This window comes from Desulfogranum mediterraneum DSM 13871 (genome assembly GCF_000429965.1).
Classification (GTDB): Bacteria; Desulfobacterota; Desulfobulbia; order Desulfobulbales; family Desulfobulbaceae; genus Desulfogranum; species Desulfogranum mediterraneum.
The window spans coordinates 84736-97417 of sequence record NZ_KE387006.1 but is presented as its reverse complement, the minus strand read 5'-3'; the positions used below and the strand labels follow the sequence as shown (position 1 = coordinate 97417).

At 59.0% G+C, this 12682-nt stretch carries 13 protein-coding genes and 1 riboswitch; of the genes, 4 read left to right on the top strand and 9 right to left on the bottom strand.

Annotation, left to right across the window (positions count from 1 at the left end; genetic code table 11):
- Positions 1-40: 40 nt before the first annotated feature.
- Positions 41-421: an SbtA family thio(seleno)oxazole RiPP natural product precursor gene (gene sbtA, locus G494_RS27485; protein ID WP_208597710.1), complete on the bottom strand. Its 381-nt coding sequence runs from the start codon at positions 419-421 to the stop codon at positions 41-43.
- A 185-nt stretch (positions 422-606) separates the two neighbouring features.
- Positions 607-1125, bottom strand: coding sequence for a dihydrofolate reductase (locus tag G494_RS0118550; RefSeq protein ID WP_028585721.1), 519 nt, complete (start codon positions 1123-1125; stop codon positions 607-609).
- Between the two features lie 128 nt (positions 1126-1253).
- On the opposite strand from G494_RS0118550, the gene G494_RS24435 reads away from it, so the two are divergent.
- Complete coding sequence (locus G494_RS24435) at positions 1254-2228, top strand: ketopantoate reductase family protein (RefSeq protein WP_051305867.1); 975 nt, start codon at positions 1254-1256, stop codon at positions 2226-2228.
- On the opposite strand, the gene G494_RS26485 is transcribed toward G494_RS24435, so the two are convergent.
- The 6 genes from G494_RS26485 to G494_RS0118515 all read right to left on the bottom strand — a co-directional run bounded on the left by G494_RS26485 (position 2179) and on the right by G494_RS0118515 (position 7751).
- A complete protein-coding gene (locus G494_RS26485; protein WP_028585720.1) occupies positions 2179-2415 on the bottom strand; it encodes a hypothetical protein in 237 nt (78 codons plus the stop codon). The genes G494_RS24435 and G494_RS26485 overlap by 50 nt on opposite strands.
- A gap of 58 nt (positions 2416-2473) precedes the next feature.
- Positions 2474-3526 carry a recombinase RecA gene (gene recA / locus G494_RS0118535; protein WP_028585719.1) on the bottom strand — a complete coding sequence of 351 codons (1053 nt, stop codon included), beginning with the start codon at positions 3524-3526 and terminating at the stop codon, positions 2474-2476.
- A gap of 13 nt (positions 3527-3539) precedes the next feature.
- Positions 3540-4778: a CinA family nicotinamide mononucleotide deamidase-related protein gene (locus tag G494_RS0118530; RefSeq protein WP_028585718.1), complete on the bottom strand. Its 1239-nt coding sequence runs from the start codon at positions 4776-4778 to the stop codon at positions 3540-3542.
- A gap of 17 nt (positions 4779-4795) precedes the next feature.
- The gene (mtaB, locus tag G494_RS24430; protein ID WP_035247554.1) at positions 4796-6154 is read right to left on the bottom strand and encodes a tRNA (N(6)-L-threonylcarbamoyladenosine(37)-C(2))-methylthiotransferase MtaB; all 1359 of its coding nucleotides are present in this window, start codon (positions 6152-6154) and stop codon (positions 4796-4798) included.
- A complete protein-coding gene (gene mnmA, locus G494_RS24425) occupies positions 6151-7221 on the bottom strand; it encodes a tRNA 2-thiouridine(34) synthase MnmA (protein WP_084457077.1) in 1071 nt (356 codons plus the stop codon). Before mnmA ends, mtaB begins: the two co-directional genes overlap by 4 nt.
- Before the next feature lie 158 nt (positions 7222-7379).
- Entirely contained in the window at positions 7380-7751 is a 372-nt protein-coding gene (locus G494_RS0118515; RefSeq protein ID WP_028585717.1) for a helix-turn-helix domain-containing protein, read from the bottom strand.
- A gap of 245 nt (positions 7752-7996) precedes the next feature.
- On the opposite strand from G494_RS0118515, the gene G494_RS0118510 reads away from it, so the two are divergent.
- The 3 genes from G494_RS0118510 (at position 7997) to G494_RS0118500 (ending at position 10278) form a co-directional block, all read left to right on the top strand.
- Positions 7997-8365, top strand: coding sequence for a diacylglycerol kinase (locus G494_RS0118510; protein WP_028585716.1), 369 nt, complete (start codon positions 7997-7999; stop codon positions 8363-8365).
- 143 nt (positions 8366-8508) lie between these two features.
- Positions 8509-8796: an antibiotic biosynthesis monooxygenase family protein gene (locus G494_RS0118505; RefSeq protein WP_028585715.1), complete on the top strand. Its 288-nt coding sequence runs from the start codon at positions 8509-8511 to the stop codon at positions 8794-8796.
- A 303-nt stretch (positions 8797-9099) separates the two neighbouring features.
- Positions 9100-10278 carry a citrate synthase gene (locus G494_RS0118500; protein ID WP_028585714.1) on the top strand — a complete coding sequence of 393 codons (1179 nt, stop codon included), beginning with the start codon at positions 9100-9102 and terminating at the stop codon, positions 10276-10278.
- 50 nt (positions 10279-10328) lie between these two features.
- On the opposite strand, the gene G494_RS0118495 is transcribed toward G494_RS0118500, so the two are convergent.
- Positions 10329-12035, bottom strand: coding sequence for a cache domain-containing protein (locus G494_RS0118495; protein WP_232362598.1), 1707 nt, complete (start codon positions 12033-12035; stop codon positions 10329-10331).
- 220 nt (positions 12036-12255) lie between these two features.
- A riboswitch (cobalamin riboswitch) is annotated at positions 12256-12435 on the top strand.
- The last annotated feature ends 247 nt before the right edge of the window (positions 12436-12682 follow it).

Genomic DNA, 12682 nt, shown 5'->3' with positions numbered 1-12682 from the left:
TCATGTTGCACGTGCAACCTGCACGTTATTGTTAACCGCTTCAGCCACTTTTTCCGGGCTGCTTCTTCATCTCTTCCTTGGCTTTGTCCATGACTTTGCCCGCTTCATGCTTAGCCTTGTCCATGGCCTTGCCAGCTTCATCCTTGGCCTTTTCCACAGCGCTCCCGGCGCTGTCTTTGTGCCCGGCTCAGCCGCTTCCTGAAGCAGGTTTCTTCACTTCGCTAGCGCTCCCGGCGCTAGGTTTGGCACCTCAGCCACTGCCTGAAGCAGGTTTCTCTACCTCGCTAGCGCTCCCGGCGCTAGGCTTGGCACCTCAGCCACTGCCTGCAGCATGCGCCCCTGGAACGGCGATACCACCGGCACTGATCAGCCCGGCAACACTGAGGCCGGCAAGCAGTTGGTGTAGATCCTTTTTCTTCATACAATCCTCCTGTAAGGAAAATGAAAGAGAGGAAGTATGCATAGACGATTACTATGCAATTGTACCTTCCTATCAGGAATTTATATTAAAAAAAAAGGAAAGTCAAGGAGCTGCTCCCCGGCACGGAGTTGGGCCGGGGCAGGGATCAGGGATCAGGATGGGGAGCTGTCGTTCTGGCGGTCCTGTCACCAGGGGCTGCTGCTGTCCCTTTGCTGACGGCTTGGTGTCAGTGGTGTACGGCGGCGGAGGGTGATGGTGTAGGGGACGGGTTCCAGGACAGCCACCTGTCCCACCAGGGGAAAGGTGGTGGAGTCGAACTCCGGGAAAAAGGTGTCTCCGGGAAAGGGGTGATCGATCAGGGTCAACAGCAGGCTGTCGGCCAGAACAAGTGCCTCCTGGTAGAGCTGGGCCCCGCCGATGATAAAGACCTTGTCCCGGTCGCGGCAGTGGTCCAGGGCCTGGTCCAGGGAGGAGACATGGAGGCAGCCTGCAAAGGGACAGTCCTGTCGGCTGGTGATCACGATGTTGGTTCGACCCGGCAGGGGGTGACCGATGGATTCAAAGGTCTTTCGCCCCATGATCAGGGGGTGCCCCATGGTAACCTGTTTGAAGAACCGTTGCTCCGAGGGCAGGTTCCAGGGAATGCGGTTCTGGTAACCGATGACCCGATCTTGGGTCATGGCGGCGATAAGGATGATTTCCATGGAGGCACCGGGGCAGAGGGCGGTAAGGGCTCACTGAAAAGCGCTTGCAATCAGCTGGGGGACTATCTTATTGTGCACAGGGTTTTTAGGCAAGCAATTGCACCTCTATTACTTTCAGGAGACATGCTATGCACTTTCTCATCTATGGGGCCGGAGCCCTGGGGCAGGCCGTGGGCTGCATGCTGGCAGCAGCCGGACACCAGGTGGACCTTGTCCTTCGGGAGCGGTTCAAAACGATCCTTGGCCAACAGGGATTAGAGGTGACCGGGATCTTCGGCGACTACCGGGTCGGTCCGGAACAGCTGGGGCTGTTCACCGGGCTGGCTGAGATCAGTCAGAGCGATCATGACTATCTCCTTCTCACCACCAAGACCTACGATACCCCGAGTGCCATTGCGGCGATCACAGGCCTGTCCGGTTTTGCCGGCCAGGTGGTTTCTCTGCAGAACGGCTGCGGTAATATCGAGCAGCTGGAGGCGGCCTTTGGCCCGGAACGGACCCTGGGGGGACGGGTGATCACCGGCTTTGAGATTGACTGTCCCGGCACGGTCCGGATAACGGTGTCTGCAGATGATGTCCACCTGGGAGGCTGCCAACCGGGAGCTGTGCCGCTCGCTGCCGTCCGCCTGGCCACGGCCATCAACCAGGCCGGCCTGCCCTGCCGGGCGGTGGAGGATATCCATCAGGACCTCTTTGCCAAGCTGCTCTACAACTGCGCCCTCAACCCTCTGGGTGCGGTGTTGGCTGTGCATTACGGGGCCCTGGGGGAACACCCGGAGTCGAGGAGAGTGATGAATCAGGTGATTGAAGAGACCTTTGCGGTGATTGCCGCCATGGGCCGTACCACTCCCTGGAAAGACCCGGCCGCCTATCGCCGGGTCTTTTATGAGCAGCTTATTCCGGTGACCTATAACCATCGGGCCTCCATGCTCCAGGATATCGAGAACAACAAGCCCACCGAGGTCGACGCCCTGGTGGGTTATGTGGCGGCCAAGGGTGAGGAGCACAACATCGCCACCCCCACCTGCAGTACCCTGGCAGCCCTGGTTCGTTTTAAGGAACAGGGAGCTGTTCCAGGGAGTGGAGGAGCCGGGGGCTGTTGAGCTCTCTGCCAGACTGGATGGAGGGGGGCGCTTCCAGTTCATGGCCGCAGTGGCTGAGCAGGGAGGGGACCGATTCAGGGCTGGATTCCAGATGAAACCGGAGGCCGAGCAGTCGGTCACGACAGAGAAAGGCCTGGTTGGGATAGAGGCTGCTGGAGGGCGAGGATACCCAGGGGAGTTCAGGCACGGAGTCCGCTGTTCCCCCGGATCAAAGGGGGCGCAGCGGACTTCGGATCGGGCCTAGCCTAGGCAGCCGGTTCTTCGGCGGCAGGGGCCGGGGGCTCAGCCGTGGCCATGCCAAAGCCCAGGTGGAGCTTGTGCTCGATGTCGGCGACCATCTCCGGGTGTTCCTTGAGAAAGGCCTTGGCATTTTCCCGGCCCTGGCCGATCCGTTCGTCCTGGTAAGAGTACCAGGCACCGCTCTTGTCCACCAGTCCCTGCTCCACCCCAAGATCCAGCAGGTCTCCGATCCGGGAGATCCCCTCACCATAGACCATGTCAAATTCGGCCAGCTTGAAGGGCGGGGCCACCTTGTTCTTGACGACCTTGACCTTGGTGCGGTTACCCACCACCTCCTGACCGTCCTTGATCTGGGTCATCCGGCGGATATCGATGCGGATGGAGCTGTAGAACTTGAGGGCATTACCACCGGTGGTGGTCTCGGGGTTGCCGAACATCACCCCGATCTTCATCCGGATCTGGTTGATGAAGATCAGCACCGTGTTGGTCCGTTTGAGCACCCCGGTGAATTTACGCATGGCATGGGACATCAACCGTGCCTGGAGGCCGACATGCTGGTCCCCCACGTTGCCGTCGATCTCGGCGCGGGGTACCAGGGCGGCCACCGAGTCCACCACGATCACATCGATGCCGCCGCTGCGCATCAGGATCTCGGTGATCTCCAGGGCCTGCTCGCCAAAGTCGGGCTGGGAGATCAGGAGGTTGTCCACATCCACCCCCAAGCGTTCGGCATAGCTGGTGTCCAGGGCATGTTCCGCATCGATAAAGGCGGCGTTGCCCCCCATCTTCTGGGCCTGGGCGATGACGTGGAGGGCCAGGGTGGTCTTTCCCGAGGACTCGGGACCGTAGATCTCGGTAACCCTGCCCCGCGGAAAGCCGCCCACTCCCAGGGCCAGGTCGATGGAGAGGATTCCCGTGGGAATGACCGGGATATTCTCCCGTTCATCCGAGCCCAGGCGCATGATGGCGCCTTTGCCGAACTGCCGTTGAATTTGAACAATAGCGTTATCAACACTTTTTAATCTGCCTTCTGCAGCAGTCGCCTTGGGCACAGCCATGGGATCTCCTTGGTCAGTTATTGAGAAGAGCACGCCGCACGGTATCAAGGGCGGTGAGCGCTGTTAGTTCCTGGATCTGGGTACGGGTGCCGCTGAAGCGATGGAGCCGGGCGGTCACCTGTTTGTCATGAAAGAGGCCGATATAGACCGTGCCCACCGGTTTTTCTTGAGTGCCCCCATCCGGACCGGCAATCCCGGTGACCGAGACGCCGGTGTCGCAGTTGACCTTTGCCGCCAACCGGGCTGCCATGGCCCGGGCCGCCTCGGGACTGACCGCACCGTAGTTGGTCAGGAGGGCATGATCCACGTTGAGCAGCAGTTCCTTGAGCCGGTTGGAGTAGGCCACCACCCCGCCGGCAAACCAGCGGGAGCTGCCTGCCACCTGGGTGAGCTTGCTGGCGATCAGGCCGCCGGTACAGGATTCGGCCACACAGAGGGTCTTGCCGGCTGCTGCCAGCAGGCTGCCGGTGGCCGCAGCCATGGAGGTCTCCCCCATACCATAGAGGGCCGGGCCCAACTGCTTGCGGATGAAGTCGTCGATCTCCTGGAAGATCGGCTCCAGGGCTTCCTGGGAGGAGTGGTTTAAGCCCAGGCTGAGGTGGACCTCGCAACCCACGGGATAGTAGCCCAACTGGACGCCCTCCTGTTCCTCCAGGCTGAGCAGACGGGCGTTGATCTCTGCCTCTGCCAGGCCAAAGGTGCGATAGAGTCGTTGGATCCTGCCCTGCTCGCTTCGGGGGAAACGGCGTTCCAGTTCCGGGATCACCTTGGAGGTCAGGAGCTGTTCCATCTGGGGCGGTACCCCGGGCAGAAAAAAGAGCGGGGTACCGTCGATGGCCAGGATGTAGCCGGCCATCCGGTAGGCATCGTCCAGGATGGTGGCGTCCTCCGGGACCCAGGCCAGTTTTTCCATGGCTGCCCGCTGGCTGGCGCTGGGCTGGGGCAGGCGGGCCTGGATGCTGGCAATGATCTCCGGGTGTCTTATCCCCTTCAGGCCCAGGGCCTGGATTACCGCCTCGTTGGTGAGGTCGTCGGTGGTGGAGCCCAGGCCGCCGGTGATGATCACAAAGTCGGCCCGCTTCAGGCTGGTCTCGATGGTCGGCCCGATCAACTCCACGGCGTCGCCGATGGTATGGATGGAGCGGATGGGGTAGCCGGCTGCAGCGAGTTTCTGGGCAGCATAGCCGCTGGTGGTGTTGGTGATTCTTCCTGAGATCAGTTCATCACCAATGGCAACAATTTCTCCGATCATGGCAGCCTCCCTTGTCTTCAACTGCGTTTGGCTAAAGGTGTTTCCTGGTTGTTTTCATCAAGTTGATCATGAATAATACCGATTGGTTGGCCATTGTCAATATGATCAAAGCGTACCGAGGCAATTTGATGGACCAGAGCGGAGGGACCGTTGAAGTGGAGGGGGAGGTAGTTTTCTGAAAACCCTTGGAGCAGGCCGCTCTTGGTATGACGACGTTCCACCAGGACCCGTTGGCTGGAGCCCAGTTGGCTCTGGTAGAAGCTGGTCCGTAACTGTTCGTCCAGGGTGCGCAAGCGTTTGACCCGTTGGTTCTTCACCGGCCCTGGGATCTGGTCGCTAAAAAAGGAGGCCAGGGTGCCGGGACGTTTGGAGTAGGGGAAAACGTGGAGGTAGCTGATGGGCAGATCGGCAATGGTCTGGAAGGTGTTCTCTGCCTGGGCCTCGGTCTCTCCGGGAAAACCGCCCAGAACGTCACAGCCGATGGCCCCGTGGGGCATGGCCTGGTGTACCTGGTGGATGACCTCGCGGAAGCTGGCCACGGTATACTGGCGGTACATCCGTCGCAGCACCTCGTCGTCCCCGCTCTGCAGAGGGATATGGAGGTGGGGCATGAAGTTGGCATGGCGGCTGATCAACTCCAGCAGGCTGGGGTTGACCTCGGTGGGTTCGATGGAGCTCAGCCGGATCCGCAGCTGGGGAAATTCCCGGCAGAGTCGGTCCAGGAGGCTGTAGATGGTCTCGCCCTGGTCCAGGTCCAGGCCGTATTTGCCCACATTGATGCCGGTGATCACCATCTCCCTGTAGCCTTCCTCGCTAAAGATAGCGGTCTGTTTCAATATTGCCTCCAGGGAGAGACTGCGGCTCGGTCCCCGGGTGTAGGGGACAATACAGTAGGAACAGAAGTTGTTGCAGCCGTCCTGGATACGGAGGTAGGTTCGGGTGCGGCCGCCGAAACGGCGGACCGGCAGCAGACAGATCTCCTCTTGGTTACTGATTCTGCCCATCAGGACGACCAGCTCCGGCTGTTCCTCCTGGAGGGCGGTGTCGACGATCAGGTGTTTGTAGTCGTTGCCCACCAGGCAGGCCCTGTGCTCGACGATATCCAGGATGGCGTCCGGCGCCATCTGGGCATAACAGCCGGTGACGATGATCCTGGCATCGGGATTGGTCTGGATGGCCTTACGGATCAGCTGGCGGGACTGTTGACCGGCCTTGGCAGTAACCGTGCAGGTGTTGATGACATAGACATCTGCCGCGTGGGAGAAGGGGACCAGCTCACAGCCGGCCTCGGCAAAGCCGGTGGCAAAGGAGGCGGATTCAAACTGGTTGACCTTACAGCCCAGGGTGGTGATGGCAACTTTGACAAGCTTTTTCATGGAGAGTCGGCGCTGGTTGGAGTGATTGGTTGGGGCCCCTCTATTATACCGCTGCCAACCAGCTTGTCACCTTCATAAAAGGCGGCATACTGTCCAGGGGTGATGGCCCGTTGGGGCTGGTCGAACCAGACCTGTGCCCGCCCTCGACCCAGGGGGAGGAGTTTTCCCCGGGCTGAGCGGTGGCGGGAACGGAGTTGAACCGTACCCTGCCAGGGGAAGAGGGCGGGCCGGCGGTGCCACTGGAGGCCGTGTACCCTCAGGCTGGAGCTGAACAGCTGCTCTTCCTTGCCGACCAGCACCCGGTTACGCCGGGCATCCAGGCCGATGACGTACCAGGGGGTGGCATCGGGGATGCCCAGGCCGCGACGTTGGCCGATGGTGTAGTTCCAGATGCCCTGATGAGGCCCCAGGCAGGAACCGTCCGGGGCGACGATCTCTCCCGCGAGCGGGGAGAGGCCCTGGGAGAGCAGAAAGGAGGGGAGATCCCGGGGCAGGAAACAGACGTCCTGGCTTTCCTGGCTCTCCGGGAAGTCCATGCCCAGTGCCCTGGCCCTGGTGTAGGTATCCTGCTTGTTCCACCCCGCCAGGGGCAGCAGCAGCCGGGCCCGTTGGCGCTCAGCCAGGCGACAGAGAAAGTAGGATTGATCCTTCCTGGGATCCGGAGAACGGCGGAGCAGGTTCTGGTTGCCGCTCTTGTGGAGCCGGGCGTAGTGGCCGGTGGCCACCTTGCTCATCCCCCGGGCGAGCAGCTGCTCCATAAACAGCCCCAGCTTGATCTCCTGGTTACAGCAGATACAGGGGTTGGGGGTCAGGCCGCGGCGGTAGGCCTTGATAAAGGAGTGGATAACCGTGGCGGTAAAGGCCTTCCTGAGGTCGATGAGTGTCAGGGGGATATCGAGAAGCCGGGCAACGGCCGCAACCCGTTCCTGTTGCTGGCTGAGTTCCGGAACAGGGAGGAGCATGAAAAAGCCATGGACCCGGTAGCCTTGCTCTTTAAGGAGCAGGGCGGCAACCGTGGAGTCGACGCCGCCGCTCATGGCCATGCCGATTGTTGTTTGGGTACCCATAGGACAAAAAAGCGCTGAGCTCAGCTGGAGTTTGGTGGTTGACTGCAGGGTTGTTGGGGCGAAACGCGGGCGTCGGGCAAAGAAAGGCAAGGGGCGAAAAGCGGGAGGCGCAGATCCCGCTGTACCCGGACAGGGGGTACAGGACCGGACGAGCTGAATTAGAGCAGGGAAGCGAGGATATCGCAGTGGCGGCAGATGTTCATCTTTTCTTTCCAGTTTTTATCTGCTGTACATTCACATCTGGTTCCGCTGAGGAACCAGCAGAGATGGCCTGCTTGAAATTCCCAGGCAGGGCATTCCTTTTTACAGTCGCATTTTTTAATGGTCCAGCAGTCTTTCCGTCTGCTCGCACCGTTGCCCCGCTGGCTCACCAGTAAAAAGTAAAGCTGCCGCTCTACATGGGTTGGGATCGATCTCCAGCCCTGCTCATAGCTCTGCACGGCCTTCAGTGAGACGCCGAGAAGCTCTGCAAGGGCTTTCTGGGTTTTTCCCAGTCTGGTTCTGGCTTCGGCAAATTTTTCACGGTCCATAACTGCTCATCCTGACGTTCTCTAGTTCTTGAAATACAGATACCACAAGGTGTATCAAGCGGCAATTTATTTCTTGTTCTGATCCGCGGGAACCTGGTCATGAGGCCCTGGCAGCCAAGATGGCAAGATAGGACCTTGCAAGCAGCCATTACCTCCGGGTAGTATGCGTACAGTCCTGGCTCCTCTTGAGAGTCGGGGCAAAGGAGCAGCTCAGGTCGCCAACAGTGATGGACAGGGAGGGAGCAATGGAGAGGCAGACACGTAATGGAATGGGCTTGAGGAGGGTGCAGCGGGCCTTTATTTGTTCCCTTGCAGGGCTGCAGTTTGCCTGGAAAAGTGAAGCCGCCTTTCGTCAGGAGGTGCTGGCTGCGGCGGTGTTGACCCCCCTGGCCATCTACCTGGGAGAGAGTGGTCTGGAAAGGTCCCTGCTTCTAGGCAGTCTCCTGTTGGTACTGATTGTGGAACTGCTCAACAGTGCGGTGGAGGCGGTGGTGGACCGGATCAGTATCGAGCACCATCCGCTCTCCGGACAGGCCAAGGATCTTGGCTCTGCGGCCGTGGCCCTTGCCATGGCCCATGTCCTGGTGGTGTGGGCAGGGGTACTCCTGCTATGATTTTATTTTTTCTAGATTTTTTCCTGAGCTGAATTTGACTCAGAAGTTTAATTGGTTATAATTAAGTCAGAGTACGACGTCGTGCCCAGTGAGCAGGATGGCAAGGACCGCTGAAATCGTTTTGTAAACGAAGGGAGGTGCAAATGGCTGTAAAAGTACTGATCAGACGAAAAGTAACTTCTGAAAACGAACAGGAACTCTCAGGTCTTCTCAGGGAGCTCAGAACATTGACCACCAACAGAAAAGGCTATATTTCAGGAGAAACCTTTACCCGGTTTGATAAGCCCGGTGAAAGCCTGGTTGTCAGCACCTGGCAATCTGCCGATGACTGGCGGGAGTGGGTGTTGAGTCCTGAGCGAAAAAAACTGCAGGACAAGATTGACGGCCTGCTCGGCGAGCAAACCAGCTACGAAATATTTTCTTACTCTTAGGCCCCTGATAAGGACAGACGTACCCAGGGCCGGCGGCGATAGCTGAGGACGACTGCTCACTTTCAGTACGGTGTGATGAAGCGACATGGTGCGGGTTATCTGCATATGTCGCTTTTTTATTGCTCCTTGCACCTGGGAGGAGGATAAAATAATAAGGGGAAAAGCTTTTACAAATAAAAGAACTTCCTTATATTGTTGATAAAGGCGCGTAGGGCGCAAGGCAGCTTCAGGCCAACGGGCCGCCCAGCTCAGCTGGGCTCGGTGTCGCAGTTGGTGTCGATTCACAGGTGAGCGGGAGGGTATATGAGCAAGGAAGTACACGTGAAAAATATTGGCCTCAGGGGCGTTACCGTTGCTGACTCGGCCATCAGTTTTATCGATGGTGAGCAGGGGGTGCTGATTTATCGCGGCTATCGCATTGAAGACCTGGCCGACCACTCCACCTTCATGGAGACCGCCTACCTGCTCCTCCATGGCAGCCTGCCCACCAGGGAGGAGGTCGCAGGCTTCAGTGAGCAGGTGAGGGCCGCGCGTGAGCTGCCGGACTTTCTCTATGCGTGTATGAAGCGCTGGCCGGTCACCGCCCATCCCATGGATGTGCTCCAGGCCGCGGTACCGCTGCTGGCCATGGCCGATGGCCAGGGAGAGGCCCTTGACCGGGACAGATATCTGGCCAACTCCATCGGCCTGATTGCCAAGTTGCCGACCATTACCGCAGCCTGGCACCGTATCCGTCACGGCCAGGAGCCCCTGGCCCCGGATGACAGCCTGGACCATGCCGCCAACTTTCTCTGGATGCTCCAGGGGGAGAAGCCCCATCCGGAAACGGCCCATGACCTGGACGTCTGTCTGATCCTTCACGCCGACCATACCTTCAATGCCTCCACCTTTGCCGCCCGTGAGGTGGTCTCCACCAGGGCCTCTATCTATGCCGGGGTCACGGCCGCCCTGGGAGCCCTGTCCGGCAGTCTCCATGGCGGGGCCAATACCCGGGTGATGCAGATGCTGCTGGAGTTGGAGGATGAGGACGATGTCGCGGCCTGGGTCCATGCGCGCCTGGCCCAGGGCAAGAAGGTGATGGGCTTTGGTCATGCCATCTACAAGACCGGCGACCCCAGGGCGGCCTATCTCAAGAAGATGGGCAAGCGGCTGGGCGACCATTCCGGGCAGAACTGGTTTACCCTGTCGCAACAGGTCGAGGATGCCACCCTGGCCGAGTTTCGCGCCAAGGGAAAAACCACTATCCTCCCCAATGTGGACTTCATGAGCGCTCCGGTCTATCACATGATGGGGATTCCCCTGGATGTGATGACCCCGATCTTTGCCTTTTCCCGGGTGGCCGGCTGGTGTTCCCATATCATTGAAGAACAGTTTGCCGATGCCCAGGGAAAACCGGCCCTCTATCGTCCCAAGGCAGAGTATGTGGGCGAGTATTGCGGTCTGATGGGCTGTGAATACTCACCGCCCGAGGAGCGGGGCTAAGGTTGATGGTGGACACCGCAGGGAGCGGTGTCCACCTGGTCCTTCCCGGGCTACCAGGTCTGGGAACTCAACTCGACGATGTTCTGGTTGACCAGGTGGAGACAGGCGTCCACGCTTTCGGGATGATAGCGACTGCCCCGGCCCGAACGGATTTCGTTTAAGGCGGCCTCCCTGCCCAGTGACGGTCGGTAGGGACGGTGGGAGGACATGGCCTCGACCACGTCGGCAACGGTGAGGATCTTGGCCTCCAGGAGGATGGCATCATCCCGGAGACCGCGGGGGTAGCCGCTGCCGTCGAGCAGCTCGTGGTGCTGGTAGACGATCTCTGCCACTGGCCAGGGAAATTGGATATTTTTTAAGATCTCGTACCCGGCCCTGGAGTGGCACTTGATGATGGCCCGCTCTTCATTCGACAGAGCGGTCGGTTTGGCAAGGTACTCTGCTGGGATAGACATCTTGCCGATATCATGGAGGATACATGAAAAGTGAAGCCCTTCGATCTGATCGCTGCTCAGGCCCAGCTCCCGGGCAATGGCACAGGCCAGGCCATCTACCCGCAGCTGATGTCCGGCGGTGTAAGGGTCTCGCTGCTCTGCTGCCGAAGCCAGTGAGGTCACGGTATCTTCCAGGCTGGCGCGTAATCTGTCCCGGCTCTGGCGCAGCTCGATCATTGCCGCCTTCCGGTCCGTGACATCCCGAGCCACCCCGCGAAAGACCGTAAACTCTTCGTTGAGTTCACATACCGGCACTGCATTCACCTCAAGGACCCGTTCCTGGCCGTTTTTGGCCAGGCAGATACTTTCAAATCCATAAAAGGGCTGTTCTTTGGCCAGGAGTTGGTTGAAGAGCGGCCCAAATCGGGCTCGTCGGCCTGGAGGACAGAGGTCGATCAGGGTCTTGCCCTGGATCTCCTCCGGGGTGTAGCCGAGAATATTCCTGGTGTTGGGGCTGCTGTAGGTAAACTGCCCCTTCGGGTTCATCTCCCAGATCCAGTCACTGGTGGTCTCCACCAGGGCACGGTAGCGTTCCTTGTTCTTTTCCAGGTCCTTGATCAGGTGGCCCCGTTCCTCCCAGATCCGGACCCGCACCCGATCGGCCAGGATGGTATGACGGATGGAGTAGAGCACCAGCAGGATTGCACCCAGGAGGAAGAGGGAGGAGATGGCGGTGAGTTTCTTGCGCATGGCACCTACCTGGGCGTGGACTTCATCCAGGTAGACCCCGGTGCCGACGACCCAGCCCCAGGGTTCAAACAGTTTAATGTAGGAGAGTTTGGGGGCGATCCGTTCCGGGTTGTCCAGCCACTGCCACATGTACTCCACGTAGCCGGCCCCCTGCTCTTGGGCCACCCGGACAAACTCGATAAAGATCTGTTTTCCCGTGGGGTCGGTGAAGGTGGTGGAGTCCTGGCCTTCCATGTCCGGGCGATAGGGGTGGACCACCAGCTTATGGGAGAGGTCATTGATCCAGAAGTAGTTCATGGCGTTGCTGCCAAAACGGAAATTGCGGATATGGGCAATGGCCTGCTCCTGGGCCTCCTGGCGGCTGAGGCGTCCCTCCTCTTCCCAGGATTCATAGGTGGCCAGCACGTTCCAGGCCGTTTCGGTCAGCTCCTTGATCATCTCCCGCTTGCCGGCCATGAAGCTCCGTTCCAGGGCAGGGAGGATGATCAGGAAGATCGAGACAATAAAGAGGAGCAGGCTGAGCAGGGCAGGCAGGGCGATACGCAGTGAAATAGCTCGGGAAAGCTGTTTCATCCCTTTGTTTTCCATAGACAGGTTCCCTTGAGGCTGGAGGGAGAGGCAGTAAGGGGCCGGGATTCGGCTTGAACCCCCTCTCCTTAAAGTATGTCCCGAATCAGCGAGATAATCAACAGGATCGTGCAAAAGTTTGCTCTTTCAGGGTGATTGCCCGATTCCCCAGGGATGATTCGAAGAAAAAAGTATAAAATTCTTGACAATAAACAGAGTATTTTGTTTGCTGAAAGAAGTTTCAGGCTCCTTCTAGGATGAAAAGGGAACTCCGTGAGAATCGGAGACGGGCCCGCCGCTGTAACTGGGGACGAACACTGCCGGACGTCACTGACATATTGTTGGGAAGACGCAGTTAGTAGGATGATCCAGAAGTCAGAACACCTACCTGAAATTTCGGTCATCTTCTCGAGGCAGTTGAAGAGGCTATCGATACGAGGAATTATCAGGGCATCCCCGGATCATTGTTTTGGTCTTGGGATTTTTCCCCAGACGGGCAAAACAGTTCAGAAGTGATGAGTTCACGGGCTGATACTGAAAGTGCTGCGTCGGTATGCTCTCCTCTCACTCTCACCGAGATCTTCGGCTGAAGCTGTTCCCTGCCCCCTTTCAAGCGCGTGTCCGCCTTTGAAAGGCACCGTTGCCTGTTCCAC